The sequence below is a fragment of the Nocardia sp. NPDC019395 genome, assembly GCF_040632335.1.
In the GTDB taxonomy this organism is placed as follows: Bacteria; Actinomycetota; Actinomycetes; order Mycobacteriales; family Mycobacteriaceae; genus Nocardia.
In genome coordinates this window covers 69,639-95,664 of sequence record NZ_JBEYBT010000007.1, presented here as the reverse complement: position 1 = coordinate 95,664, position 26,026 = coordinate 69,639, and the positions used below count along the sequence as shown (strand labels likewise).

General features: G+C 68.2%; 24 protein-coding genes and 1 pseudogene. 6 read left to right on the top strand and 19 right to left on the bottom strand.

From position 1 onward, the window contains the following. Positions 1-31: 31 nt before the first annotated feature. The 10 genes from ABZ827_RS18940 to ABZ827_RS18895 form a co-directional block, all read right to left on the bottom strand. On the bottom strand, positions 32-928 hold the full coding sequence (locus ABZ827_RS18940) for a ComEA family DNA-binding protein (RefSeq protein ID WP_357238165.1): 897 nt from the start codon (positions 926-928) through the stop codon (positions 32-34). 247 nt (positions 929-1,175) lie between these two features. After that, positions 1,176-2,018 (bottom strand): DegV family protein, encoded by an 843-nt coding sequence (locus ABZ827_RS18935; protein WP_357238163.1) that lies wholly within the window; start codon positions 2,016-2,018, stop codon positions 1,176-1,178. Positions 2,019-2,021: 3 nt separating this feature from the next. Then, positions 2,022-2,741 (bottom strand): diglucosylglycerate octanoyltransferase, encoded by a 720-nt coding sequence (octT, locus tag ABZ827_RS18930; RefSeq protein WP_357238161.1) that lies wholly within the window; start codon positions 2,739-2,741, stop codon positions 2,022-2,024. 19 nt (positions 2,742-2,760) lie between these two features. After that, entirely contained in the window at positions 2,761-2,925 is a 165-nt protein-coding gene (locus tag ABZ827_RS18925) for a hypothetical protein (protein ID WP_357238160.1), read from the bottom strand. Next, positions 2,915-3,574 carry a histidine phosphatase family protein gene (locus tag ABZ827_RS18920; protein WP_357238158.1) on the bottom strand — a complete coding sequence of 220 codons (660 nt, stop codon included), beginning with the start codon at positions 3,572-3,574 and terminating at the stop codon, positions 2,915-2,917. Before ABZ827_RS18920 ends, ABZ827_RS18925 begins: the two co-directional genes overlap by 11 nt. Next, on the bottom strand, positions 3,571-3,975 hold the full coding sequence (rsfS, locus tag ABZ827_RS18915; RefSeq protein ID WP_357238156.1) for a ribosome silencing factor: 405 nt from the start codon (positions 3,973-3,975) through the stop codon (positions 3,571-3,573). Before rsfS ends, ABZ827_RS18920 begins: the two co-directional genes overlap by 4 nt. After that, positions 3,972-4,646, bottom strand: a complete 675-nt coding sequence (gene nadD / locus ABZ827_RS18910; RefSeq protein ID WP_357238154.1) for a nicotinate-nucleotide adenylyltransferase — start codon at positions 4,644-4,646, stop codon at positions 3,972-3,974. The genes rsfS and nadD overlap by 4 nt, the downstream gene beginning before the upstream one ends. 109 nt (positions 4,647-4,755) lie before the next feature. Continuing rightward, on the bottom strand, positions 4,756-6,162 hold the full coding sequence (locus ABZ827_RS18905) for a VWA domain-containing protein (protein WP_357238152.1): 1,407 nt from the start codon (positions 6,160-6,162) through the stop codon (positions 4,756-4,758). A gap of 2 nt (positions 6,163-6,164) precedes the next feature. Next, positions 6,165-7,058: a MoxR family ATPase gene (locus ABZ827_RS18900; protein ID WP_357238150.1), complete on the bottom strand. Its 894-nt coding sequence runs from the start codon at positions 7,056-7,058 to the stop codon at positions 6,165-6,167. Between the two features lie 101 nt (positions 7,059-7,159). After that, positions 7,160-8,425: a glutamate-5-semialdehyde dehydrogenase gene (locus tag ABZ827_RS18895; RefSeq protein WP_357238148.1), complete on the bottom strand. Its 1,266-nt coding sequence runs from the start codon at positions 8,423-8,425 to the stop codon at positions 7,160-7,162. A gap of 65 nt (positions 8,426-8,490) precedes the next feature. Here ABZ827_RS18895 and ABZ827_RS18890 point away from each other — a divergent pair, with 65 nt between their 5' ends. The 3 genes from ABZ827_RS18890 to ABZ827_RS18880 all read left to right on the top strand — a co-directional run bounded on the left by ABZ827_RS18890 (position 8,491) and on the right by ABZ827_RS18880 (position 11,209). Further along, the gene (locus ABZ827_RS18890; RefSeq protein WP_357238146.1) at positions 8,491-9,354 is read left to right on the top strand and encodes a ribokinase; all 864 of its coding nucleotides are present in this window, start codon (positions 8,491-8,493) and stop codon (positions 9,352-9,354) included. A gap of 38 nt (positions 9,355-9,392) precedes the next feature. Next, entirely contained in the window at positions 9,393-9,806 is a 414-nt protein-coding gene (locus ABZ827_RS18885; RefSeq protein ID WP_357238144.1) for a hypothetical protein, read from the top strand. A gap of 185 nt (positions 9,807-9,991) precedes the next feature. Next, positions 9,992-11,209, top strand: a complete 1,218-nt coding sequence (locus ABZ827_RS18880) for an RtcB family protein (RefSeq protein ID WP_357238142.1) — start codon at positions 9,992-9,994, stop codon at positions 11,207-11,209. A gap of 85 nt (positions 11,210-11,294) precedes the next feature. Here ABZ827_RS18880 and ABZ827_RS18875 read toward each other — a convergent pair whose 3' ends face one another. Beyond that, entirely contained in the window at positions 11,295-11,783 is a 489-nt protein-coding gene (locus ABZ827_RS18875) for a hypothetical protein (protein ID WP_357238140.1), read from the bottom strand. 297 nt (positions 11,784-12,080) lie between these two features. Here ABZ827_RS18875 and ABZ827_RS18870 point away from each other — a divergent pair, with 297 nt between their 5' ends. Further along, on the top strand, positions 12,081-12,605 hold the full coding sequence (locus ABZ827_RS18870; RefSeq protein ID WP_357238138.1) for a hypothetical protein: 525 nt from the start codon (positions 12,081-12,083) through the stop codon (positions 12,603-12,605). A gap of 246 nt (positions 12,606-12,851) precedes the next feature. On the opposite strand, the gene tnpB is transcribed toward ABZ827_RS18870, so the two are convergent. The 4 genes and pseudogenes from tnpB to ABZ827_RS18850 form a co-directional block, all read right to left on the bottom strand. Beyond that, entirely contained in the window at positions 12,852-14,282 is a 1,431-nt protein-coding gene (tnpB, locus tag ABZ827_RS18865) for an IS607 family element RNA-guided endonuclease TnpB (RefSeq protein WP_357238136.1), read from the bottom strand. Then, entirely contained in the window at positions 14,279-14,857 is a 579-nt protein-coding gene (locus ABZ827_RS18860; RefSeq protein WP_357238134.1) for an IS607 family transposase, read from the bottom strand. The genes tnpB and ABZ827_RS18860 overlap by 4 nt, the downstream gene beginning before the upstream one ends. A 53-nt stretch (positions 14,858-14,910) precedes the next feature. After that, a pseudogene (locus ABZ827_RS18855) lies at positions 14,911-15,575 on the bottom strand (SDR family NAD(P)-dependent oxidoreductase). A 110-nt stretch (positions 15,576-15,685) separates the two neighbouring features. After that, positions 15,686-16,156 (bottom strand): YdeI/OmpD-associated family protein, encoded by a 471-nt coding sequence (locus ABZ827_RS18850; RefSeq protein ID WP_357238132.1) that lies wholly within the window; start codon positions 16,154-16,156, stop codon positions 15,686-15,688. Between the two features lie 43 nt (positions 16,157-16,199). Between ABZ827_RS18850 and ligD the strand changes: the two genes are divergently transcribed. Beyond that, positions 16,200-17,159, top strand: coding sequence for a non-homologous end-joining DNA ligase (gene ligD / locus ABZ827_RS18845; protein WP_357238130.1), 960 nt, complete (start codon positions 16,200-16,202; stop codon positions 17,157-17,159). Between the two features lie 14 nt (positions 17,160-17,173). On the opposite strand, the gene ABZ827_RS18840 is transcribed toward ligD, so the two are convergent. The 3 genes from ABZ827_RS18840 to ABZ827_RS18830 all read right to left on the bottom strand — a co-directional run bounded on the left by ABZ827_RS18840 (position 17,174) and on the right by ABZ827_RS18830 (position 21,461). Continuing rightward, a complete protein-coding gene (locus ABZ827_RS18840; RefSeq protein ID WP_357238128.1) occupies positions 17,174-19,303 on the bottom strand; it encodes a RecQ family ATP-dependent DNA helicase in 2,130 nt (709 codons plus the stop codon). A 66-nt stretch (positions 19,304-19,369) separates the two neighbouring features. Further along, the gene (locus tag ABZ827_RS18835; RefSeq protein WP_357238126.1) at positions 19,370-20,128 is read right to left on the bottom strand and encodes an ABC transporter permease; all 759 of its coding nucleotides are present in this window, start codon (positions 20,126-20,128) and stop codon (positions 19,370-19,372) included. A gap of 52 nt (positions 20,129-20,180) precedes the next feature. Continuing rightward, positions 20,181-21,461, bottom strand: a complete 1,281-nt coding sequence (locus ABZ827_RS18830) for a glycosyltransferase (protein WP_357238124.1) — start codon at positions 21,459-21,461, stop codon at positions 20,181-20,183. Between the two features lie 26 nt (positions 21,462-21,487). Here ABZ827_RS18830 and ABZ827_RS18825 point away from each other — a divergent pair, with 26 nt between their 5' ends. Then, positions 21,488-24,175, top strand: coding sequence for a cytochrome P450 (locus tag ABZ827_RS18825; protein WP_357238122.1), 2,688 nt, complete (start codon positions 21,488-21,490; stop codon positions 24,173-24,175). Here ABZ827_RS18825 and ABZ827_RS18820 read toward each other — a convergent pair. Next, complete coding sequence (locus ABZ827_RS18820; RefSeq protein ID WP_357238120.1) at positions 24,151-26,010, bottom strand: Na+/H+ antiporter; 1,860 nt, start codon at positions 26,008-26,010, stop codon at positions 24,151-24,153. The two genes, ABZ827_RS18825 and ABZ827_RS18820, sit on opposite strands and share 25 nt — an antisense overlap. Positions 26,011-26,026: the final 16 nt, after the last annotated feature.

Genomic DNA, 26,026 nt, shown 5'->3' with positions numbered 1-26,026 from the left:
CCGCGTCGTGAGCTGCCGATATCCACCCCGTTCATACCGTCACCAGTTCACGAAGCCGAGCGAGCCGGGCGGGGCCGATACCGTCGACCTCGGCCAGTTGTTCCACAGCCGTGAACCGGCCGTTCGTCTCCCGCCAGGCGATGATGGACTTCGCGGTGACCGGACCGACACCGGGCAGTGCGTCGAGATCGGCCTCGGTGGCGGTGTTCAGGTTCACCGGGGTTTCTGCGGCTGGTGCAGTGTCGTCGGCCTCCGGCGTATCCGCCGATGCCCTACCACCACTCACTGTGGTGCTGCCCGCCGGCGGCACAGCGGGGTCGGTGGCTCCGACCCGCACCTGATCACCGTCGGCGAGCCGCTGGGCCAGGTTGAGACCGGCGAGGTCGGCGCCGGATTGCGCACCGCCGGCGGCCGCGAGCGCGTCGGCGACCCGGGCTCCCGGGGGTAGCCGGACGAGACCGGACCGGTGAACCAGCCCGACCACACTGACCACCAGCTCCGCCGGCGGCTGCTGGGCCGGCCCCGGCTCCGGCGCGGCGATCGGAACACCGGACTCCGGTGCCGCGGCGGGCAGGGCAGCGGGATGCGCGGCCGGTAGCGGCGGAACAGGTTGCTCGACAGGACGTTCCCAGAAAATCACGACCAGCGTGACCAGGCAGGCGAGCAGGCCGATACCCGCCATTGTCGCCATACCGCGGCGGCCCGGATCCACCCGCGCGCCCTGGAAACGCTGTGGTATCAGGCGCTCTCGCCAGGTGAGCTGTCCGGGTTCGTCGGCGAGCCATCGAGGTGTGCGTACGCCGTCGTCATCATCGGTGAGCGCGGTATCCGGGCGTGGCGCGCCGATTTCGTGAACATCGCGCGGGCGTCCCCCGAAATACCCGCCCAGTTGCCGGTGTACCCGTTCCCGCTCGTCTTGTCGTGCCATGCCCGCGACGCTAGGCCCGGGACAGCGTCCACCCACCGCCACCACCAGGCACTTCAGTTGCCCTGTGGACAACGCGACCCCTGTGGACAACCCACACCGCGAGTGGGTACGGAACTCGGCGCACCCGGACGGACCGGCCGCGGCCGCATATGGTCACCGCCCTGATGACCGCGGCGCGTTCGAGGGCCGGAACCACCACATCACTCCGGTCCCGCATACCCGGGCGCGGCACGGAAGACGCCCTGTGTCAGCCGAATCCGCCCGGCAACACCAGCACCCCCAGCGCACCGACCCCGAGGTGCACCCCGAGTGCGGGACCGAATTCCGCGGTGAGGATCTCGCGAATATGCGGAAGGCGTTCGCGCAGCTGGCTCGTCACCGACTCCGCGGCCTCGGCGGCATCCAGATGCTGCACCCCCAGCACGGCCTCCCCGGAACCGGCAGCCGCCACGGCCGCCGCTACCAGCTTCGCGACCGCCTTCGAACGCGTGCGCACCTTTTCCCGCAGTTCCAATCGGCCGGCCACCAGCTGCAGGATCGGTTTGCTCACCAGCTCGCTGGCGAAGAATCCCGCCGCGGTGCTGAGCCGGCCACCGCGCCGGAGTTGTTCGGTGCGGTTGACCACGATGAAAGTATGCGAATTCTCCGCCGCCGTAACAGCGGTCCGGTGGACCGCGTCCAGCGACGCCCCGCCTGCCGCGGATCGGGCGGCGGCCAGCGCCGGCAATCCCGTCGCCAGACCGGCGCCGAGCGAATCCACCAGCCGCACGGAACCTTCGGCGTCCATATCCCGGACCGCCTGCCGGCCCGACTCCCAGGTGGCCGACAACTGCCGGGACAGATGCACCGCCACCACCCCGTCGCCGCCGCTGCGCGTCAGGGCCTCGGTATAGGCGCGCCGCAGCTCACCCGGTGACGGCGCGGAGGTACTGACCGTATCCGCGGCGTAGTCGATATCGAGTTCGTCGACACCTTCGCGAAGCGCGGTATCGCCCACCAGGACGTGCAGGGGCACCACATCGATACCCAATTCGCCGATCAGGTCCGCGGGCAAGCTGGCGGACGAATCGGTGACGACTACGACCGCCATACCTCACTCCACCTCGCGCAGTGTTTTCACCATCGCCTTGGCTACCTCCGTATGCCCGTCCCACCCCCAGTGGATACCGTCGGGGTTGGCGTCGCCGGAGAAGATGTTGTCGTGCACGGCCGCCTTCAGGTCGACAAGTGGCACACCGGTGCGCTCCGACCATGCCTCGAGCGCCCGCACCGCCGGTTCCCGGCCACTGTGTACCCGCCCGTAGGCCTCGCAATCGTGCACCGAGGGCAGAACCGCCACCATCGACAGGTCGGGCCGCAACTGGGCCAGCGCGCTACGGCACTGTTCCAGATAATCCACGCTCACTTCCGGCGGCAGCGCCACCCGGCTGCCCAGTTTCGCCGCCCTGGGCTGGACCCACTGGTAGGCCGACCGCACCACCCGCCGCAGCCCCGCGGGCCGCACGTAGCGGATCAGTTCACGCAGCGCCGTGGGCAGCGGCGAAGGCAGCGAATCCATACCGCCCACCGCGAAAACCACCGCGCCCGCATGCGGTACGGCCGCCCATATCCGGGGGTCGCCGATCAACGCCCAGTAGGCGTCCCGGCAGGTCCAGCCGATGCGGGCGACGAGCTCGACATCCCAGTCGAGCTCTGTCGCCACCAGATTCGGCCAGATCCGGGGATGGTCGGCGGGCAGACCGCCTTTCGGCCCGAAATAGGACAGCGAGTCGGCGATCACCAGCAGTACGGGCCGATCCGACGTGGCTGTCACGGTGAAGTCCTCCTGATGATCAGACTGCCTTCCGGATATCGCCGTCGGTGTCCTCGGCGTCGTCGGCCGGCGCCGGTTCGGTCGCCGGACCGAACAGCGCATCGGGTAGCGCACGCTCCGGTTTCGCGGAAACCCGCTGGAACAGTTCGTCCGGAATGGCCCGGTTCAGGTCTTCAGATGACATCGGGTGCTACTTTCGCCGCTGCGTTCCACACATCGAGGCGCCAGCCGGGCTTCTCGATGCTCGGACCGTGACTGCTCAGCTGCACCCAGCTGGCGTTGGCCAGGCCACCGAGGGCCGGCCAATTGCGGGGCGGTAAGTCGAGCAGCGCGGCCGTGAGCGCGGCGATCAGCCCGCCGTGCGCCACGAGAATCATAGTGGCGCCCGGCCAATCCCGCCGCTCGACGAACAGTTCCTGCACGACAGGGAGCGCACGTGCCCCGACCTCGAGCTTGGATTCACCGCCCGGCGGGGTGAAGGTGGCGTCCATCCGCCATTCCAGGCGAGCGCCGGGATACTGGGAATCGACCTCGATATCGCCCATCCCCTGCCAGTCGCCCAGATGGGTTTCCCGCAACCGCGGTTCCCGGACCACGTCCAGGCCGGAATGCTCGGACAGTGCCTGCGCGGTCTCGTAGGCCCGGGTGAGATCGGACGAGATCAGGCCGACGGCATTGTGGGACACCAGCTCTCGTGCGGCTTCCTTGGCCTGCCGCCGCCCCAGGTCGGTGAGATCGGTGTCGATCTGGCCCTGCATTCGATCGTTGGCATTCCATTCGGTCTGCCCGTGGCGCAACAGGATCAGGGTGCGCACACCGGTTTTCTGTGTCACTCGGTATCTCCAGCACTTTCTTCCCCGGCGGCCCGTGGCGCACCGATCCCCTCGACCGGAACGACAGGGCAGTCTTTCCACAGCCGTTCCAGCGCATAGAAATTACGTTCGTCGTTGTGCTGGATATGCACCACCACATCGACATAGTCCAAGAGTGCCCAGCGGCCCTCGCGGGTCCCTTCCCGGCGGACCGGTTTGTGCCCGGCGTCGCGCAGTTTCTCCTCGACATTATCGACGATGGCGTTCACCTGGCGCTCGTTCGGCGCCGAAGCGATCACGAAGCAGTCGGTGATGACCAACTGCTCCGAGACGTCGAGCACCACCACATCGGCAGCCAGTTTCTCGTCCGCTGCCAACGCGGCAACGGTCGCTATCTGCACTGCTTCGGCCGTCGCAGTCATGTGGTGCCCCCTGAGGCCTGGTTCACGCTTCCATTACCTTCCGCTTGTGCCGGCACGTAGAGGTGCCGTTTCGATATGTATTGCACGACCCCGTCCGGCACCAGATACCAGACCGGCCGGCCCTCGGCCGCACGGCGGCGGCATTCGCTCGACGAGATGGCCAGCGCGGGGATCTCGATCATCGTGACCGCGTCCTCGGGCATCCCCCGCAGATGTTCCGCCAGATGGTCGATATTCAGCTCGTATCCCGGCCGGCTGACGCCTACGAATTTCGCCAGCTCGAACAGTTCGGCCCAATCCTGCCAGGTGAGGATGCTGGCCAGCGCGTCCGCCCCGGTGATGAAGTAGAGCTCGGCGCCCGGATACTGGGCGTGCAGATCACGCAGAGTGTCCACCGTATAGGTGACCTTGCTCCGGTCCACATCGGCCCGGCTCACCGAGAACCGTGGATTGGACGCGGTGGCGATCACCGTCATCAGGTAGCGATCTTCGGCTGCGCTGACCAGCCGCCCGGACTTCTGCCAGGGCTGCCCGGTCGGGACGAAGATGACCTCGTCCAGGTCGAATCGCTGCGCGACCTCACTGGCCGCGACCAGGTGCCCGTGGTGGATGGGATCGAAGGTGCCACCCATCACCCCCAGCTTGGGTCCGCCCCGGTCTGTTCCGCGCATGAGTGCCGAGCTTAACGGGTCGGCCATAGGTCCCTTCCGGCCGATCAGCCTTCGCCGATGGGTCTGCCCGTGGACCGGCGGTGGCCGAAGCGCCGGCGAAAGTATCGCATCAGACCGGCAGCAGACGGGAAACCACGGCGGTCAGCTGCGCCGCGGACCGGCATTCGTGCATCTCGATGAGCTGCTGATAGCGGTCGGCAGCGGAGTCGCCGGAACCCCAGTTCGTGCGCGGTTCGGGATTCAGCCAGTGCGCGTGCTTGGCGACGGCGACCAGATCGGACAGGGTGGCCAGCTCCGGGTCACGGTAGTTGGTGCGGGCGTCGCCGAGGATCAGCAGCGCACTGCGGCTGGTGACCGCGTCGGGAAATCCTTCGGCGAAGCTGGTCAGCGCACTGCCGTAGTCGGAGTGGCCGTTGAAGCCGACGATATCGGCCTCGGCGAAGATCCGCTGCATGGCCTCGTCCAGCTGAGTGTGCGGATCGAAGAACCGGGTGACTTCGTCGGTGTTATCGACGAAAGCGAAGATCCGCACCTTCGAGAACTGCTCGCGCAAGGCGCTCACCAGAAGCAACGTGAAGTTGCTGAACCCGGCGACCGAACCGGAGACATCGCACAGCAGGACCAGCTCGGGCCGGCCGGGCCGGGGTTTGCGGTTCACCAGGTCGATCGGCACGCCGCCGGTCGACATCGATCGGCGCAGGGTTTTGCGCAGATCGATCTCGCCGCGCCGGGCATGCCGCCGGCGCACGGCCAGCCGGGACGCCAGGATCCGCGCGAGCCGCTGGGTGCTGCGTTTCAGTTCGGCCAGTTCGGTCTGCGAGGCCCGCAGGAAATCCACATCCTCGGCCTGGCGGGCCACCCCGTAGGAGGCGACCCGCTCCCGGCCGATCCGTTCGGCCACCCGCCGCCGGGTTTCCGCCTCCACGGTTCTACGGAATTTCTCGATCCTGGTCCGTGCGGCCCGGCGGGCGATTTCGGTCTCGAAATCGCTCATCCCCGGCGTGGACATACCGGCCAGGATCTGGGCGAGCAGCGTCTGCGGCTGCACATCCTTGAGCGCCTGATAGGACGAGAACGACGCGCCCCGGGCCGATTGGTACTGGCCGAGCTGGTCCACCAGTTGCGCGGCCATCAACGCCTGAGCGGGCCCGGAATTCTCGTCGGCGAGCAGTTCGGCCAGCATTTTGCGCAGCTCGGGCACATCGAGGCGGCCGTCCGGCCGGTACGGCAGTTCGATCTCCGCTGCCGCGTCGCGCTCACCGATCGCGATCGGGAACCACAGATCGAACAGCCCGTCATAGGTTGCGCGGTGCGTGGTGCGCCGGAGCAGAGCGCAGGCCAGACCTTCCCGCACGGCCTCCCGGTCCATGAGGTCGAGGACGGACAGCACCCGGCCGGCGTCGAGGGTTTCGGAGGGACCCACCGGGATCCCGCGGGTCCGCAGCGCCTCCACGAACCCCACCAGATGTCCCGGCAGACCGTGTGGAGCCAGTGGCCGGTCCTCGGTGACCGCCATGATCAGGCCGGTTTCAGCTCGGCCAGCGCGCGCTGGTGATCGCTGCGATGCTTGAGCACCACGCCGAGAGTTTCGCGCACGGTTGTATCGTCGAGCTCGGTATGGCCCAGCGCGAGCAGCGTGCGGGCCCAATCGATCGATTCGGCGACCGAGGGCAGTTTCTTCAGCTGCATACCGCGCAGCACATGCACGATCCGTACCAGCTGCGCGGCCACCGCCTGCGGGAGTTCCGGCACCCGGCTGGCCAGGATGCGGCGCTCCAGATCCTCGTCCGGGAAATCCAGGTGCAGGTAGAGACAACGCCGTTTGAGCGCCTCGGACAGTTCACGCGTCGCGTTCGAGGTCAGCACCACGAAGGGTTTACGGGTGGCGGTGATGGTGCCCAGCTCCGGAACGGTCACCGCGAAATCGCTGAGGATCTCGAGCAGCAGGCCCTCGATCTCCACATCGGCTTTATCGGTTTCGTCGATGAGCAGGACGGTCGGATCGGTCCGCCGGATCGCGGTGAGCAGCGGCCGGGAGAGGAGGAACTCGTCGGTGAACACATCGGCCTTGGTCTCGGCCCAATCGTTCTCGCTGGAGGCCTGGATCCGCAGAATCTGTTTGGCGTGATTCCACTCGTAGAGCGCCCGGGCCTCGTCCACCCCCTCATAGCACTGCAACCGGACCAGCTCCGCCCCCGCGGTCTGCGCCACCGCCCGCGCCAGCTCGGTTTTACCGACACCCGCCGGCCCCTCGATGAGCAGGGGCTTACCCAGGCGATCGGCGAGGAACACCGACGTCGCGGTGGCCTTATCGGCCAGATATCCGGTCTCGGCGAGGCGGCCCACCACCTCATCGACCGACGCGAAGATCGGCTCCTGAACCGGCGGGGTGGGGGAACTCGCGGGCTCCATGGGCGTCCTTCCGTCGAACTCTGCCCATCCCACGCTACCGGTCACCCGCCCAGCAAGCCTCGTCCCCCGTGGCCAACAGCCCCCGCACCGAGCCCCGCCGGTCACACAGGCCGGATCTGACCCGCCCCCCGGACGACCCATTTCGACGAGGTGAGTTCCGGCAACCCCATCGGGCCGCGGGCGTGCAGTTTCTGCGTGGAGATACCGATCTCCGCACCGAACCCGAACTGCTCACCATCGGTGAAGGCCGTTGAAGCATTGACCATCACCGCCGCCGCGTCCACCCGCCGGGTGAATTCGTCCGCCGCCGCCAATTCGCCGGTGACGATGGCCTCGGTGTGACCCGTCCCCCACGTGTTGATGTGGTCCACGGCCGCGTCGAGATCGTCGACGACCTTCACCGCGATATCGAGCGTCAGGTATTCCTCGCCCCAGTCCTTGTCGGTCGCCGGCGTCATCCCGTCGAGATCACCGTGCAGCGTGACGCCCTTGTCGGCCAGCGCCTTGCCCAGTCGCGGTAACGCGGATTCCGCGATGGCCGCGTCGATCAGCACCGTTTCGGCGGCATTGCACACGCTGGGACGGCGAGTTTTGGCGTTGATCAGGATCTCTTCGGCCATATCCAGGTCGGCACCGGCGTGGACGTAGACGTGGCAGTTACCCGTGCCCGTCTCGATGGTCGGCACCTGGGCATCCCGGACCACCGCGTTGATCAGGCCCGCCCCGCCGCGTGGGATGACCACGTCCACCAGACCCCGCGCCTGGATCAGGTGGGTCACGCTGGAGCGGTCCTCGCTGGGCAGCAGTTGTACCGCGTCGGCCGGCAGACCCACCCCGGTGAGTGCCTCCCGCAGTACCTCGACCAGTGCCGCGTTCGACCGGGCCGCCGACGACGATCCGCGCAGCAGCGCCGCGTTCCCGGATTTCAGTGCCAGTCCGAACGCGTCGACCGTGACATTCGGCCGGGCTTCGTACACCATGCCGACCACGCCGAGCGGCACCCGGACCTGCCGGATCTCCAGCCCGTTCGGCAGCGTCGAGCCACGTTCCACCACACCGACGGGGTCGGGCAGGGCCGCCACCTGACGCAGGCCCGACGCGATCCCGTCGACCCGATCCTTGGTGAGCCGCAGCCGGTCCAGCAGCGAATCTTCGGTTCCGGCCGATTTCGCGGCGACCAGATCCTCGCCGTTTGCCTCCAGGATCGGATCGGCGGCGGCCAGCAGCGCGTCCGCCGCGGCGTGCAGCGCCTCGTTCTTCTGCGCCGTCGTCAGCTGGGCGAGCACCCGGGACGCGACCCGGGCCCGGCGCGCGGCCTCGTGCACGGCCTCGCGCATATCGAACTCAGCGGTGGTCTCTGCCGTCATGGCTATACAGCCTACGCACCCGGAAAACCGGATTTCACCGGCGTTCGCGGGTTAGGTTCTCCCATGTGACCACGCCGCTGATCGCCGTCCTCGGCAGTATCAACATGGACCTCGTGACCACTACCGCGATCCGCCCCGCGCCGGGTGAGACGGTTCTCGGCCACGACTTCACCATGGTGCCCGGCGGAAAGGGAGCCAATCAGGCGATTGCGGCGAGCCGAGCCGGCGCAAAGACGATGTTCCTGGGCGCGATCGGTACGGATGTGTTCGCCCCGCGTCTGCGTGCGGTGCTGACCGAATCCGGTGTGGACACCACGTGTCTGCGCACCGTCGAGGGGCCGAGCGGGATCGCGACGATCGTGGTCGACGATTCCGGGGAGAACAACATCATCGTGGTCGGCGGCGCCAATACCGCGATGACCGATCTGAGCACTGCCGACCTCACCGCCATCGCCGCGGCCGATGTTCTCGTATGCCAGCTCGAGACCCCGCTCGCGACGGTAACGGCCGCCGTCCACCACGCTCACGTCCACGACACCACCGTGATCCTCAATCCCTCACCGGTACAGCACCTTTCCGACGAACTGTGGGATCACGTGGATGTCGCGGTGGTCAACACGGGCGAGTCCGAGCACCTGGGCGGTGTCCTGGATCGGGTTCCGCATGTGGTGGTCACCCTCGGGGCGGACGGCGCCCGGCACCGCGGCCCGGACGGCGCGCACACCACGGTCACCGGTCCGGTGGTCGAGGTGGTCGACACCACCGGCGCGGGCGATACCTTCACCGGAGCACTCGCGGTGCGCTGGGCGCAGGGCCCCGCAACCGCGCTGCGCTTCGCCTGCGCGGCGGGCTCGCTGGCCACCACCACCCTCGGCGCCAGCGCGGCGATCCCGTGGCGCACCGATATCGATGCCGTGCTCGAGCAGTGAGATCCGGGCAGCGGGCAATAGTTCGCGATACTGGCACTGTGGAAAATTGGGACGAGGTGGCGAGTTCGGCGGAGGCCCGCCAGGACTGGGATACGGCGATTTACGCGGTCAGCACCTACGCCGAGTGCTACAGCCCCGACCACACCCGGCATCGTGCGCATCTGTGGCATATGGATCTGCTCGCGCAGGCCGGTCGCTTGGACGAGTTGGCCGCGCTGGGCGGGACCGACAAGCACGCCAGACGCAAACTCGACCGCTTCCTGTACGAGAACGGGCGCGACAGCGATCTCCGGCTGCGGGCCCGGAACGGGGACAAATCAGCGCTGTACTACCTCCTGCGGCTGCTTCGTCAGCGCGGGGAGCACGCCGCCGCCGAACAGGCGGCGGCCGATATCGATGCGGACAACGAATATGCGCGCCACATCGCGACCAGACCTATGACCGGCAACTGATCCCGCGTCGTCGGCACCGGCGTCGGTCCGGGCATCGGGCCGCGTGGGGCGAAGGCCGCTACCGGGGCCGAACCGTCCGGATGCGGATCGTCGCCGCCCGAAATTCGGATGCCCCGCCCCGCTCCCTCGGCCTACCGTGAAACACGGAGGCGGACACCGGTCCGCCCAAGGGAAGGATCGAAACAATGTTTCCCGTCGAGCTGTCCGGTACCCGGGCACGGACGTTGATGTGGGCCCAGGAGAACGAGATCGACGCGGCGGCGCTGCAACAACTGCGCAATATCGCCCGGCTGAAATGGGTCCACGGTGTCCGCGTCATGCCGGATGTACACCTCGGGAAGGGTGCCACGGTCGGTTCCGTGATCGCGATGCGCGACGCGGTCGCCCCGGCTGCGGTCGGGGTCGATATCGGTTGCGGGATGGAGAGCGTGCGGACCGACCTCACCGCCGCCGATCTGCCCGATGATCTGCGCACCCTGCGGTCGGCGATCGAGGCGGCCGTACCCGTCGGCTTCAACGCCCACAAGAATCCCGTCCAGGTGAACAAGCTGGCACCCGGCCCTTCGGGTGTCGCCACCCCGACCCTGCGCACCGGCTGGGACCGTTTCTGGTCCGCCTTCGGCGACCTCGACGACGCGGTGGCACCGCGGGAATCCAAGGCGCACAAGCAGATGGGTTCACTGGGCGGCGGCAATCATTTCATCGAAGTCTGCCTGGACCAGGACGACCAGGTATGGATCCTGCTGCATTCCGGTAGCCGCAATATCGGCAAGGAAATCGCCGAGCGGCATATGGCGGTGGCCCGCAAGCTCCCGCACAACCAGAACCTTGTCGACCGTGATCTCGCGGTGTTCCTGGCGAAAACCTCCGAGATGGACGCCTACCGGCACGATCTGACCTGGGCGCAGGAGTACGCGGCGCGCAACCGCGCGGTCATGCTGGCACTCGTCTGCCAGGCGGTTCGGGACCAGTTCCCGACCCGGGACGTGCTTTTCGATACGCCTATCTCATGCCACCACAATTATGTGGCCGAGGAGAAGATCGACGGTGCGCCCATGCTGGTGACCCGCAAGGGCGCAGTCCGGGCGGGCGCGGGCGATATGGCACTCATCCCGGGGTCCATGGGCACCCGCTCCTACGTGGTGCGAGGCAAGGGCAATCCGGACTCCTTCCAGTCCGCCTCGCACGGCGCGGGCCGCCGGATGAGCCGTAACGCGGCCAAGCGGCAGTTCAGCGTCGCGGATCTGGTCGCCCAGACCGAAGGCGTGGAATCCCGTAAGGACGCGGGCGTCCTGGACGAGATCCCGGCCGCCTACAAGAACATCGACGAGGTGATCGAAGCCCAGCACGATCTGGTCGATGTGGTGGCGACCCTGCGCCAGGTGCTGTGTGTGAAGGGGTGACCGTGTGGCGGGCCGGCTGGTCCGGCCCGCCCCAATGACGCCCGGCACGGGTCATCCACCGGATACCGCCGCGGGTTGATGCTTGTCAGGTCGGGGTGAGCCGGCGGCGCAGCAGCGCGGCAGTGAGCCCGGCGCCGAACAGCAGGGCGCCGAGCAACAGCACCACCCCGCCCGACAGCCAGTTGTGCAACGCGCGGTCCAGGTCGGTGGGTAGGCCCGGCAGCGCCGAGATGAGCCGGTAGGTGTCCTCGGGTACCACGATCTGGAGCATGCCGGGGGCGATCCCCCATACCGCTCCCGCGATCATCGGTGCTGTCGGCACGGAGACCGCGAGCGACGCGACCAGCAACAGCAGGAGCGCACCGAGCACCGACTGGGCCGGGGCGAGCCAGCGATCGACCGGGTCCCACCATCGTCCGGCCAGGACGGCTCCGTTCGCGGCGATACCGACCGCTACCGGGGTGAGCACCAGGGCGATCGGCCATGTAGCGACCGTCCGCCACAGCCCGCGCGGAAATCGGCGGGCGACACCCGGCGGCGGCCCCGCGGTCGGGTGCTCGACGAGATCGGTCATTCACCACTCCTCCGGGGCGATCGGCGCACTCTGGCGCAGCCATTGTCGCTGCCCCCGAGACCGGCCGCATCGAACCCTTTCAAATCGAGGTTCGCGGACTTGACCGGCCGGTGCACGGAATGCGCCTTCGAGAATTCAGCCGGCAGGCTTCCGGGACGCCATCTCCGGCGTGACAGCGCACATCGAATCGAACCTTGACTAGTTATCAGTCGATGCATACTCTTAGTAATCAGTCGATAATCACAACTCTCACCCCGCACTCCGCCCTGACCGGCCACCTGCCTCCGAGGAACCGCCATGTTCGGCACCCTGATGCTTTTCGTCGCCCCCACTCTCGCCCTGCGCCTACTCGGCGTTCTCGGCGTCCGGCGCTTCGCCACCTGGCGCGTCGCCGCCGCCCACGGCCTCGCGTTCCTGTTCACCATGACCGGTCTCGCGCATTTCATGCCCGACTCGGTCACCGTGATGCCCAGTCACAACGATCTGGCGGCCATGGTGCCGTCCGCGATCCCGTTCGCGCATTTCGCCGTCTACGCGACAGGTGTGCTGGAACTGGCAGGCGCGGCGGGCCTGGTATTCGCCGCCACCCGGCGCTGGGCCGGGATCGGCCTCGCCGCCCTGCTCGTCGTGATGATCCCGGCGAATATCCATGCGGCAGTGGAAGATATCCCACTCAACGGTGAACCGCCGACGCCGCTGTGGTTCCGGATCCCGGAGCAGATCGTGTACTTCGTTCTCGCGCTGTGGGTTTCCCGGACCCTACCCGTGGCCTGGTACAACCGTGCCGCTGAGCGGCCGCGCACGGCGGTCGCCGGGAACTGACCCTCATACGGCCGGACGGTCCCGCTCCGAACCGGAGCGGGACCGTCCGTGTCCCGGCAGATCACCGTCACATCGGATAAGGGACCCAGCCGCTCAGCCCTGCTGAGTCGGCACCAGGATCAGCTCGGCAATATTGAGCCGCGGCGGCACCGACGTAGCGAACGCGATCGCGCCGGCAATATCCTCGGGCTCCAGAATGGTGAACCGTTGCCTTCTGGTGAGCAGACGTGAGTGTGCTCTGTTCCATTAGGCAGCCTCGCCTTGCGGTGAGGCGCTTCCGTTGCTGGATTCAGGTTTCGCAGCCACCAGCGCCGCCGGAGCGGTCGTCTTACGGTCGGCTCCACCACTATCGAAGCAGGCACTCTGCTCCGCCCGCGCCAAACGCGCGAGGTTGATCGCGGCGTTGAGATCACGATCGATCCGCAACCCGCAGTCGTTGTTGTCGCAGACGTAGAGGCGTTCTGCCAGGGTCAGTTTGGCTTTCACCGACCCACAGCCGGAACACGTCTTCGAACTCGGGTACCACCGGTCGGCCCGCACACGCACGGACTTGTACCAGATGGTTTTGTAGTCGAGCTGGCGGGAGAACTCACCCAAACCGGCATCAGCGATTGCGCGGTTCAACCCTTTCTTGCGGGTACCGCCCGAGGCCATCATGTTCTTGACCGCAAGGGTCTCGGTACCGATCACATCGAAAGACTGCGCCAACACGGTCGTCAGCTTGTGCAGCCGGTCGCGGCGCAGATTCGCTACCCGCACATGCTGTTTCGCGATGGCCCGCTGCGTACGCAGCCACCCGGCCGAGGGCTCACGCCGGGTCTTGGCCGGCGCGTCCCACGGGCCTTGCCGGCGGGCTGCCTTACGCTGCAGCGCCCGCAGCTTCCGAGAGGCCTGCTTGAACTCTTTCGGGGCGCAGACGCGCATGACCTCGTCGCCTTCCGGCGTGGCCGCGATAACCAAGTCTTTGACGCCGACATCGATACCGACTACCGGCGCGACGCGCTTCACGTGGGCGGGCCTTCGCGCTGCGCGTTCGACGACGCAGGTGAAGCTCACCAGCCAGCACCCGCGTTCCAACCGCACCGTCGCCTTCAACACCCGCGCGGTGCCTTGTTCGAGTCGTCGGGCGAGTTTGCGGGTCGACTCGTGCACCCGCAACGTCCCCAATCGAGGCAGTGTCACGTGATGGCGGTCGGCCTCGACTTCGATCGTGCCGGTGGTGAACGCGAACTTCCTGGTCGAGCGCTTGGATTTGAACGACGGAAACCCGACACGAGGACCTTTACGTTTGCCTTTGTCGCTCTCGTCCCAGTTCTTCAACGCCGCCGCGAGGTTCTTACAAGCGTTCGCGTACGCCTCTTTCGAGTTCTCGGGCCACCACGGCGTCCCGTCCTCGCGCACGGCCACCTGGTGTTTGCGGCGGTTGAAGTCGTTGCGCAGGGACTGGAACGACCACGACAGGCGCGGGGTGAGATCAGCGGTATCGATACCGTACGAGCGTTCGGCGTCGCGTTGGGACAGGTTGGCTTTCACCGCCCGCAGCATCGTGTTGTACGCGAACCTCGCGCCACCGGCATGCGACTCCAACGCGGCACGCTGAGCCGGAGTCGGGTCCAGCGCGTACTGGTACGCCTGCAACACCCACCCGTCAGCAACCTCGAACTTCCCGGCCGTCACGCCGCCCCGGTTTCGGCCTTGGTAGCGGTGACCGCCCGCATCGCACGGTTGCGCGCGCCGCGCCGCCCGTAGAGGCGCGCGCACATCGAGGTCAGCACCTCGATCATGTCCCGGACAAGATCGTCGGTGGTCTCGCCCTCGTCGGTCACCACGATCCGCCGCCCCTGCGCCGACAGCGCCGCCTCCAGCTGCTCGACACCGAAACGGGCCAGCCGGTCACGATGCTCCACAACCACCACACTCGCAGAGGGATCGGACAAAACCCGCCGGATCTTCGGACGTTTCCCGTTCAGCCCGGATCCGACCTCGGTCACCACCTCGCCCACCACATGCCCGTTGGCGGTTGCCCACTGGGTCAGACGCGCGACCTGCCGGTCCAGATCACAACGCTGATCATGCGACGACACCCGCGCATAGACCACCACCCGCCCGGCAGTCGAAACTTCGGCGACATCAACCCAGATCGTCCCCGAGTCCAAGCGGCGAGCAGGCACCGGCATCCGGTCCTCCCGAAACCACCGATACGCAGTCTGCGGATGCACGCCCTGCGTCCGAGCCCACTCAGCCAACTTCACCCACACAGTGAAACACACATTCGATCACGTTTACTCACATATCACCGAACAGTTCACAACCCCGTACGCCAGTGCTCCAACTGGGCCCGCTGCTTCTCGTCACTCATCCCGGCACCGAGTTCGGTACCCACGAAACCCGGTTCGACGTTCTTCACCCGCACCCCGCGGGGCCCGTACTCGGCGCGCAGGTTGCGCGTCAGGTGCGCCACCGCGGCCTTGGTAGCGCGGACCTCGGTAGCGCAGTACACCGCGTATTCGGGAAACAGACCGTGCCCGCCGACGGATCCCACCAGTCCGAGGTCGGCCCGGCGGTCGTCGTCCGCCGCGGCCAGCAGATCGTCGATGAACGCCCGCACCGTGTAGAGCAGCCCGGTCACGTTGGTGCCGACCATCTGCTCCCACTCGTCGACCTCGGCAGATTCGAACGCCGCACCGAGCATCACGCCCGCGTTCGCCACCACCGATCGACCGCGCCCAACGCCGCGCGCACCGTGGCCGCGGCGTCACGCACCGACTCCCGATCACCCACATCCGTCACCACCGCGGCGGCGCCGCCACCGATTTCGGCGGCCAGTTCTTCGATCCGTTCCTTGTGCCGGCCCAGCAGGGCGACCTTCGCGCCGTCCGCGGCGAGCCGGCGCGCGGTCGCGGCGCCTATTCCGCTGGAAGCTCCGGTCACCACCGCTACCCGGCCTGTCAGATTCTCGTTGTCGGTCATGGCCACTACGTGCGACGTCGGCCAGACCGCCTGCCAGGTCGCGGGCCTCCTGGTAGTCGCACGGCCACCCAGCCCATCCGACCCGCGCATACCGCCGGTCACGCGACCGCTCAGGCGGACAACTCGGTGACGATCTTCTCGATCCGGCGGGCCCTGGTCTCGGGGTGCTCGGCGGATTCGACCGCGATCACGTGCGCGCGGCGTTTGCTGTAGGACAGTGCGTCGAATACGTCCCGGGTTCGCGGGTCGACGGCCAGCGCGGCCGCGAGATCGTCGGGCACGGTGACCGTCCGTTCCGCAGTGTCGAGTTCGATGCCGACCGTGACCGTATCGCCGGCCGCGACCCCGGCGGCGTTTCTGTTCTCCGCGTTCAACGGGATCATGTACTCCCCGCCGTAGACCGCGACCGTACTGCGGTAGGTATGGCCGCCGAGACTGACGATCACCTTGGGTTTCTTCCCGCTACCCAGCGTTTCGACCACTCGGGCGGGCACCCGGAAACCGGTGGCGGTCTTACCGCCGAGTTCGATCACAGTGTCGAAGGTGGGCACCGATTCCTCGCCTTCCAGCCGACTCGTCACGTATCGCCGAGCTTAGCCGGGCGGTGGCGATTAGGGTCGGTACATGGGCAGCGGCGCGGGCGCGGCGGTGGAGCTGACGGTGGGTGACCGCGAGGTGCGGATCTCCAACCCCGACCGGGTGTACTTCCCGGAAAGCGGCGCCACCAAGCTGGATCTGGTGCAGTACTACCTGAGCGTGGGCGACGGAATCGTGAACGCGCTGCGCGACCGGCCGTGCATGCTGCACCGGTTCCCGAAAGGCCTCGCGGGCGACAAAGTACATCAGAAACGGCTACCGGCCGGCGCGCCGGAATGGGTGCCTACTGTGCGAGTGTTCTTCCCGCGCTACAACCGTCATGCCGACGAACTCTGCGTCCGGGAGCTGGCCGATGTCGTGTGGGCGGTGCAGATGTCCACGGTGGAATTCCACCCCTGGAACTCGCGGCGGGCCGATACCGAGAGCCCCGACGAATGGCGGATCGACCTGGATCCGATGCCGGACTGCCCGTGGTCACGAGTACAGCGCGTAGCCGGGGTGGTGCACGAAGTGCTGGACGAGATCGGCGCGGTGGGCTGGCCGAAAACCTCCGGCGGCAAAGGGCTGCACATCTACGTACGGATCGCGCCCGAGTACGGGTTCCAGCAGGTGCGCCGGGCTGCGCTGGCCTTCGCGAAGGAGGTCGAGCGCCGTGCTCCCGACGAGGTCACCACCACCTGGTGGCGTCGCGACCGAGACCCGGAACTACTGTTCGTCGACTACAACCAGAACGCTCGCGACCACACCATCGCCGCCGCCTACTCGGTCCGCGGCGTCCCGTCGGCGACCGTATCCACCCCGGTGACCTGGGCGGAGATACCGGATATCCATCCGCGAGATTTCACCATCGCCACCGTCCCCGAGCGCTACCGCCGCCTCGGCGATCTGCACGCCGGCATCGACGACGCGGTCTTCGACCTCAGCCAACTGATCGACTGGGCCGACCGTGACGAGGTCGACCTGGACGACGACGGCGAAGAAGCCTAGATACCCGCTCCGTCTCAGGTCGGGGTGGCCAGGGCGAACGGCAGGACCGCGGGGGCGCCGGCGCGGCGCAGGGTCCAGGCGGCGACCGTGAAGGTCCAGCCGGAGTCGGTGAGGGTGTCCACCAGCAGGATCGGACCGTCGGCGGCGGACAGGTCCGGGACCTCCCAGGAGTCGTACAGCGCGGCGACCCGGTGTGCGGAGTTCACGGCCGAAACCGGTGGGAGGTCGGGGCGGGTGTGCAGGACGCCCAGGTTGCGGAGGCGGCCTATTTCGGCCAGTCGTTCGGCCAGGGAGACGGTGAGCGTGGGATGGCTCGGGGATTCCAGGGCCAACACCGCGGTGGGCCGCACAGTCCAGTCCCATTCCCGTAGAACGGGAATGCAGGCCTCGACCACTTCGTCAGGGACCGGGCCGTCGGGTCCGTCGAGGATGGGGCGCAGCCGGCGGCCCCAGCCGAGTGAGTTGAGGCGGCCCAGGACACGGCCGGTTTCGGCACCGGCGGTGATCTTCCCGGACAGCGAGATGCCGAGTTTGGCCATACCGGTCGGCCACTGTTTGCGGGGTGCGAGATCGAAACCGGGGCGGTCGAGCCGGGCCCGGGTGGCGGCGACCGCGTCGGTATCGACGGTGGTGTCGCGGTGGTCGCCGGTGCAGTTGTCGCAGCGGCCGCAGGCGCCGGTACCGGGTGCCGCGGCGGTGAGGGCAGGGTCGTCGAGCTGGTGGCGCAGGAACTCCATCCGGCAGGCGGTGGTGCTCTGGTAATCGAGCATGGCCTGCTGTTCGGCGGTGCGGGCCGCATCGAGCCGCTCGTAGCGGTCGGCGTCGTAGGTCCAGGGCTGCCCGGTCGCGAGCCAGCCGCCGCGCACCCGGCGGACGGCGCCGTCGACATCGAGCACCTTCAGGACCATGTCCAGGCGGGATCGGTTCAGCTCCACCAGTGGTTCGAGCGCCGCGGTGGATTGCGGGCGTTCGCGGTCCAGGGCTTCGAGGACGGAGCGGACCACATGTTCGCGGGGGAAGGCGACCGAGGCGAAGTAGCTCCAGATGCGGGTGTCCTCGGGGCCCGGTAGCAGGACGACCTCGGCGCGTTCGGTGGCGCGCCCCGCGCGGCCGACCTGCTGGTAATAGGAGATCGGCGAGGAGGGTGCCCCCACATGCACCACGAACCCGAGGTCGGGTTTGTCGAACCCCATCCCCAGCGCGGAGGTGGCGATGAGGGCCTTCACCTCGTTGTCCAGGAGTGCGGCTTCGAGTGCTTCGCGTTCGGCGGGATCGGTCTGGCCGGTGTAGGCGGCCACTCGGTGGCCGTGCGAGGTGAGGACATCGGCGAGGTCGTGTGCCCCGGCGACGGTGAGGGTGTAGACGATGCCGGAACCGGGCAGCTGGTCGAGGTGACCGCTGAGCCAGGTGGTGCGTTCCACGGCATCGTCGAAACGGACCACCGACAGATGCAGTGATTCGCGGTCCAGGCTGCCGCGCAGTACCAGGGTGTCGGTGCCGATCTGGCCGGCGACATCGGTGACCACCCGGTCGTTGGCGGTGGCGGTGGTGGCGAGGACGGGCACGTCGGTACCGAGGTCGGCGATGAGGGTGCGGATGCGCCGGTAGTCGGGCCGGAAATCGTGGCCCCAGTCCGAGACGCAGTGCGCTTCGTCGATCACGACCAAGCCGGCGTCGGCGGCCAGCCGGGGCAGGACCTGATCGCGGAAATCGGGATTGTTCAGCCGCTCCGGGCTCACCAGCAGCACATCCACCGCCCCGGACGCCACCTGCTCGTGGATCTCGTCCCATTCGGTGACATTGCCGGAGTTGATGGTGGCCGCCACGACACCGGCGCGGCGCGCGGCCGCCACCTGGTTACGCATCAGCGCCAGCAGCGGCGAAACGATAACCGTGGGCCCGCGGCCCCGCGCCCGCAGCAGTTTGGCGGCGATGAAATACACCGCCGATTTCCCCCACCCGGTGCGCTGCACCACCAGGGCCCGGCGTTTGTCCACCACCAGCGCCTCGATCGCGACCCACTGGTCTTCGCGCAGGCGCGCGGCCGGACCTGCCAGTTCGCGCAGCAGCCCCTCCGCCTGCTGCCGTAGTTCTCCGGCGACCTCGCCGGTCCGGCCCACTGTGCTGCCCGGTGCTGTCGTCATACGGCCCATACTGCCGGAGACCACCGACAGCGCCCCTGCTGCGGGGTGGCGCGACCGGTTCGCGCGTCATCGGTATCTGCGCCCGAACAACACGGCCGATACGGCGTACCCGGCCACCGCCAGGCTCACGCACCAGAGCACCGCGACCCCCGCCGCCTGCTGACCGGTGCCGGTGAGCAACCCCCGGATCGCGGTGAGTACCGGCGTCGCGGGCTGGTTCTCGGCGAAACCGCGCAACCAGGCCGGCATGGTCTCGGTGTGCACGAACGCACTGCTGATGTAGGGGATGAACATGATGGCGTAGGTGAACCCGCCCGCCGCCTCCGGCATCCGGGCCAGCAGCCCCATCGCCACCGCGATCCAGGTGACCGCGAGCACGAACAGTGTGATGATCCCCGCTGCCGCCAGCCATGCACCGAGGCCGGCATGCGGCCGGAACCCGAGCACCACAGCCACCGCGATGAGTACCCCGATCACCGCGAGATTGCGGACCACGCCCTCCACCACATGCCCGGTGAGCAGCGCTTGCCGATGAATGGGCAGGGTGTGGAACCGCTCGACCGCCCCCGTGCGGATATCGGTGGCGACCCCCGTCGCCGTGATGGAGGAACCGAAACCGGTGCACAACAGGATGACGCCGGGAACCACGTAGTCGATGTAGCGCATACCGACGTCGATGGCCCCGCCGAACACGTAGACGAAGAGCAACATCAGCAGGATCGGCAGCAGTAGCGAGACGAGCAGTGTGTCCCGGCCGCGCACGCTCCGGCGCAGGACCCGGCGGAACATCACCGCCGAATCGGAGACGATTCCGGGCGCGAACACGTACCGGTTTCCGCCGGCCCGATTCATCCGCGGCCGCCCTTCCCGGCCCCGGTCACCCGGCCGCGGCCTCGACGATATCGGCCGTGCGGGTGGTCGCATCCGATCCGGACCGCAACGATTCGGCCAGCGAGGCGGCGCGGCCGGCGATCGACGGTTCCAGCAGGGCGCGTACCGCGGCGGTCAACCGGCCGGTCTCGAGCTTCGCGAACGGCAGATGCACGCCGACCCCCAGGCGTTCCACCTGCCCGCCCCACATCGGCTGGTCGAACGATACCGAGCAGACCAGGGTCGGCAGCCCGGCCCGCAGGCTCTCGAATGTGGTCCCGATTCCGCCGTGGTGTACCGCGGCCGCGCAGTGCGGGAAGACGAGATCGTGGGCCACCGGGCCGACCACCCGCACCTGCGGGCCCGCTTCGGCGTTCGCCGTATCGAGATCGCTCCAGCCCGCGCTGACCAGCGCCCGGCGCCCCAGCCGCCGGCTCACCTCCGCCACCATGGCCAGCACCTGATGGGTATCGCGGATCGGCATACTGCCGAAACCGTAGTAGACGGGCGGTTCGCCCTCGGCCGCCCAGGCGAGCAGGTCGCTGTGGTCGTCGGCGAGTTCACCGACGGCTTCGCGGGCCTGCCGCGGCAGCGCCAGGAACCCGACCAGCGGTCTGCGGTCGCCCCAGTCCTCGGCGAGCCCGGGGACGAGGGCCGGATCGTAGATCTGCACCTCCGGCACGTTCCGGGCGGCGAGCATCGCCGCCGGACTCCTGGTGGTTCGCGGCAATCCCAGGTCCCGGCGCAACTCGTTGAGGTAGCGCATGAACACCACCCGCCGCAGATTCTCGGCGACGGTCCAGGTGGCCCGGTTGACCGGCGCCGGTGGACGCCGGCCCGGCGGCAGCGCGCCCGGGAACGGGTAGGCGCCGGTCTTCCGCCCGGGGAAACCGTGCATGGTCACCATCGGGGTACCGGAGGCCTCCGATACCGAGGCCACCCGGTCCTCGGTGAGCAGGGTCGATACGATCACGTCCGCGTCCGCGCATACCGCGACCACTTCGCTGTTCATCCGCTGCGCGTATTCGGCCATCTGCTTGCCCACCAGCTGCATCAACCGCAGACTGCTGCCCGCGGCGAGGGCCTTCTGGCCCTCGTCGGAGGAGTACAACTGCTGGACGTCCGGGCCGCAGCGCTGTGCGGCGAGACCCGTCGCCGTGGTGAAATCGACGAGATTGGGAGGCGCGCCGACCATTACGTCGTGACCCCGGGCGCGCAGTTCCAGCCCGAGCGCGAGGGCGGGTTGCACATCACCCCGGGTTCCGGTCAACGGAATTGCGACTTTCATCAAGGCTCCCTGACTACCGTGGCGATATGCATATCGCGCTGTTCACCGATTTCCACCCCGGGACCGTCGGTGGTATCCAGACCTCGGTCGCCGCCCAGCGCCGGGGTCTGCGGCGCGGCGGGCACCGGGTGACCGTATTCACCGCTCCCGGGCCGGAATCTACCGAACCGGACCCGGACCTCGTGGTTCTTTCGGGCGTGCCGGGGCTGTCGGTGAACGGTTTCGCGACGGTATTGCCGACCCGGGCCAACAACCGGCTGATCGATACGATCCTCACCGCCCGCGGTCCGGTCGACCTCGTGCATACGCACACCACCTACGGGGTGGCGATGGCCGGAATCAAAGCCGCACGGCGCCATGGCATTCCACTGGCGCAGACGCTGCACAGCCGCGACGACGCCTTCATCGAACACACCTCTCCCGCACCGTATGCGACGGCTCTGGCCCTGCGTACGCTCCACGGGATATTCGTCCCGCATCGGGGCCGGATGCCGGCCAACCCGGAGTCACGTGCCGCGCGGCACGCCTGGCGGACCATGACCGCGCAGGCGCAGGCGGCCGATACGGTGATCGTGCCCTCGGCGTATTTCGCCCGTCTATTGCGGTCACACGGGTACGTCGGCCCACTTCATGTGGTGTCCAACGGAGTTGATGATGATCTCCTCGACGGCGTCGGGCCGGCGAACGACGCCGCAGCCATACCGGTCGCGACCGCACCCGGCAGTTCGATCGGAAGCAGCGGGGAGCGGCGCGACAACGAGCAGCCGGCGGAAGCCTCCGGCGGGCCGGGCCACCGGCTGCGGGTGCTGTGGTGCGCGCGCATGTCCGCCGAGAAACGGCCGCTGGCGGCTGTCGAGGCCGTTCTCCGGGTTCCGGGCTGCCGGCTGGACGTCTACGGCGAGGGTGATCAACTCGAACCCGCCCGCGCGCTGGTCGCCGCCCGCGGCGCGGGTGGCCGAGTGCACTTCCACGGTGCGCGACCGAATCCCGAATGCCTCCGGGCCATGCGCGAGCACGACATCCTGCTGTTCCCCTCGTGGCGTGCCGAAACCCAGGGGATGGCCTTGCTCGAGGCGGTGGCCATGGGATTGCCGGTGGTGCACTGCGATCCGGACCTGAGCGAATCGATCCCCGCCGACGGCGGGATATGCACTCCGGGCCTGGATCCAGGGGATATCGCCGCGACGCTACGGGAGCTGGCAGCGAACCCCGACCGCCTCGTCTCCATGCGGGCGAAGCTTGCCGCCGAACAGGGTTCGGTACGCCAATCGAAACTCACCGCCCGGATCACGGAAATCTACGCCGGCCTGATCACCGGCAGCCCGCGCCACCGGATGCCACGCACGCTCGCCGAAATACCCACCGCACCCGGACGCCTGCCGCTGCTCGGCCACAGCCTGCGCGCCCTCGGCGGAAACAGCCTCACCTTCGTACGCTCCCTCGCCGCGACCGGCCCGGTCGTGCGCGTCTACCTCGGTCCCCGGCCCGCCTATGTGCTCACCACTCCCGATCTGGTCCGCCAGGTCGGATTCGGTACGGCCGGCGATTTCCATCGCGACGATCTGGGCGATGCCGTACACGAGGTGATCCGCGGCGCCTCCAATGTGCTCAGCGGCACTCCGCACGATCTGCGCCGCCGGATGATCGCCCCTGCCCTGCGGCAGCGCCGGCTACACGACTACGCGACGGTGGCGGCGGATCTGGCCGGTTCGTGGGCGGACGCGCTACCTACCGGCCGTCGCGTGAACCTCATGGACGAGGCGCACCGGCTGGTTCTCGATACGCTCTCCTCCACCCTGTTCACCGCCGATTTCGGTGCTTCCGCCAAAACCGAAGTGCGCGAGAATGTTCCGTGGCTGCTGGGGCAGGTGGTCCAGCGCTCCGCCCTGCCGGCGCCGGTACGCCGGCTTCGAATAATGGCGAACCGCCGCTTCGCCACCAAGGCTGCCGCTCTACGCGGCGAGATCGGCGCCGTGGTCACGGCCTACCGCACCGCCGACCACGATTTCCACGATGTGCTTTCCGCTCTGGTCCGGCATCGCGACCCCGAGACGGGTGCGACGCTGAGCGATGAGGAGATCATCGACGAACTGATCCTGATGCTCGCCGCGGGTGTGGGCTCCACCGCGTCGATTCTGGCCTGGGTCTGGTACGAGATACTGCGCGACCCGGAGATCGCCGGAAGTGTGCGCGCGGAACTCCGCACAGTGGCCGGACGCGGCCCGGTCCGGCCGGACCACCTCGACGCCCTGCCCTACCTCCGGCAGGTGATCCTGGAAACCCTGCGGCACTGGGGCCCCTGGGTGAGTATCCAAAATGCCTCCGGCCCGGTAACTTTCGACGGCCTGACCCTTCCCGGCGACGCCACGGTGGTCTACAGCCCGTACCTCATCCACCACGACCCGCACTACTACCCCGATCCGTGCACCTTCGACCCCGATCGCTGGTCACCGGCACGGATAGATCAGATCGACAAGAAGGCGATCCTGCCGTTCGGAGTCGGCACCCGCCACTGCCCGGGCAACAACTTCGCGATGATGACCATCACCCTGGCCACCGCCGCACTGTTCACCCGCTGGACTCCGGTCCCGCACCCCACCTACCGGGTCCGCCCGTCGAACGGCGATTTCGTCCCTTCCCCGTCCCGGCTACCGGTGACTCTGCACCCCGTCCACTCCACTGCTCCCGGTCACCCGAGAAGTTCGTCGGTGTAGCACCAGCGCCATGCTTCACCCGGCTCGACGCTACGGATGACCGGGTGACCGGTGGTGGCGTAATGCCCTGCCGCATGGTTACCGGGCGAGGAATCACAACAGCCGATATGCCCGCAGCCCAGGCACATGCGCAAATGCACCCAGGTCAGTCCCTCGGCCACGCATTCGGCGCAGATATCCGGGCCGGGCGATTCGCACACCAGTGGCGCCGCTCGCAGATGGGTGCAGTCGGCGGCGGGGTCGCCCGGGCCCAGTAGCGGTTCGGCCTGCTGATCGTCCTCGGTTTCGTCGAACCGGTCGATCATCGATTCCTCGAGGTCGAGCCGGGCCAGTACATGCTGCAGGATCTCGTAGTCGGCCCCGCCGGAATCACGGACCCGCAGCACTGTCTCCCGTTCGGCTCGCAACATCTCCAGACGCAGCCGGCGGTATTCGGCTGTGGGCGTGGCCTGTTCCGCTTCGGGCCGTCCCAGCCGCTCCCAGGCGGCGTTGGTCCGCCATGCGTCCCGGTCGCGTAGCGAGCGCACCACGTCCTCCGGGGTGTCCGGGCCGATCGCGGCGTCGAGCGCGGCCAGTCCTGCCGTGGAGGCCTGGCTCAGCAGAGTGGCCTTCTGCAGTGCGTCCTCCGCGCGGCTCGGCCCCCGCAACCGCAACCGCCGCACCAGCCACGGCAGCGATGTGCCCTGCAACAGCAGAGTGCCCGCCACGACCACCAGGGCCAGCAGCTTCAGCACCGGAAGTTGCGGGGTATCCGCCGGCAGCAACAGCACGGCCGCCAGCGTCACCACACCGCGCATACCCGCCCAGGAAACCACCGCGGGATGAGTCAGCGGTACCGCCGACCGGCCGGTCGCCCGCCCGAGCAGAGCCCAGGCGAAAACCCATACCGGCCGCGACACGATCACTGCCAGCAGCACCGCGAACGCGGTGACGATCAAGGTGCCGTGGTCGAGCCCGCTCTCCCACGCGCCCTCGATGATCCCGCGCACCTGCAGTCCGATGATCAGGAATACCGCGCTCTCCAGGAGGAACTGCACGGTGCGCCAGTTGACCCGTTCGGCGGTCCGCGAGGCCGCGCTCTGCCAGGTCTGCGCATTGTGCCCGAGGATCATCCCGCAGGTCACCACGGCGATCACCCCGGATGCGTGGATCTCCTCCGCGGGCAGATAGGCCAGGAAAGGCGCGAGGAACGACAGCGAGGTATCGAGCACCGGATCGGTGATCCGCCGCCGTAACAGGGCGAGCAGGTAGGCGACCGCGATACCGACCACCGCGCCGCCGCCCGCGGCGAGCAGGAAATCCCCGCCGGCTTTCCACAGCGATACCGCGCCCGCCGAGGCGGCGATCGTCGTCCGCAACGCCACGAGGGCCGTCGCATCGTTGAACAGCGATTCGTCTTCCAGGATGGTGACGATCCGCCGCGGCATACCGATCCGCCGCGCCACCGCCGTGGCGGCCACCGCGTCCGGCGGCGCGACCACCGCCCCCAGCGCCACCGCCACCGCGAACGGCACCGGTAACAGCCACCACACCACGGCTGCCACCGCGAACGTGCTGAACAGCACCAGCCCCACCGACAGCAGCGCGATGGTGCCGATATCGGCCCGGAAATCCACCAGCGAGGTACGTATCGCCGTGGTGTAGAGCAGCGGCGGTAACAACCCGAGCAGTACGATCTCCGGTTCCAGATGCACCTCGGGGACCAACGGCAGGTACGAGGCCGCCACTCCGGCCAGTGTCAGCACCAGCGGTTCGGAAAGACCGAACCGCCGGGCCAGCGCTGCCACCAGTGCGGCCGACGCCACCAGGACCACCAGGCCGATCGCTATGTGCACTCCGGCATTCTCGCAG

Bases quoted from the DNA above. Each gene is read 5' to 3' on its own strand.
- ABZ827_RS18940 (WP_357238165.1), bottom strand. From the start codon at position 928: ATGGCACGACAAGACGAGCGGGAACGGGTACACCGGCAACTGGGCGGG.
- ABZ827_RS18935 (WP_357238163.1), bottom strand. From the start codon at position 2,018: ATGGCGGTCGTAGTCGTCACCGATTCGTCCGCCAGCTTGCCCGCGGAC.
- ABZ827_RS18925 (WP_357238160.1), bottom strand. From the start codon at position 2,925: ATGTCATCTGAAGACCTGAACCGGGCCATTCCGGACGAACTGTTCCAG.
- rsfS (WP_357238156.1), bottom strand. From the start codon at position 3,975: ATGACTGCGACGGCCGAAGCAGTGCAGATAGCGACCGTTGCCGCGTTG.
- nadD (WP_357238154.1), bottom strand. From the start codon at position 4,646: ATGCGCGGAACAGACCGGGGCGGACCCAAGCTGGGGGTGATGGGTGGC.
- ABZ827_RS18905 (WP_357238152.1), bottom strand. From the start codon at position 6,162: ATGGCGGTCACCGAGGACCGGCCACTGGCTCCACACGGTCTGCCGGGA.
- ABZ827_RS18900 (WP_357238150.1), bottom strand. From the start codon at position 7,058: ATGGAGCCCGCGAGTTCCCCCACCCCGCCGGTTCAGGAGCCGATCTTC.
- ABZ827_RS18895 (WP_357238148.1), bottom strand. From the start codon at position 8,425: ATGACGGCAGAGACCACCGCTGAGTTCGATATGCGCGAGGCCGTGCAC.
- ABZ827_RS18880 (WP_357238142.1), top strand. From the start codon at position 9,992: ATGTTTCCCGTCGAGCTGTCCGGTACCCGGGCACGGACGTTGATGTGG.
- ABZ827_RS18875 (WP_357238140.1), bottom strand. From the start codon at position 11,783: ATGACCGATCTCGTCGAGCACCCGACCGCGGGGCCGCCGCCGGGTGTC.
- ABZ827_RS18870 (WP_357238138.1), top strand. From the start codon at position 12,081: ATGTTCGGCACCCTGATGCTTTTCGTCGCCCCCACTCTCGCCCTGCGC.
- ligD (WP_357238130.1), top strand. From the start codon at position 16,200: ATGGGCAGCGGCGCGGGCGCGGCGGTGGAGCTGACGGTGGGTGACCGC.
- ABZ827_RS18840 (WP_357238128.1), bottom strand. From the start codon at position 19,303: ATGACGACAGCACCGGGCAGCACAGTGGGCCGGACCGGCGAGGTCGCC.
- ABZ827_RS18830 (WP_357238124.1), bottom strand. From the start codon at position 21,461: ATGAAAGTCGCAATTCCGTTGACCGGAACCCGGGGTGATGTGCAACCC.
- ABZ827_RS18825 (WP_357238122.1), top strand. From the start codon at position 21,488: ATGCATATCGCGCTGTTCACCGATTTCCACCCCGGGACCGTCGGTGGT.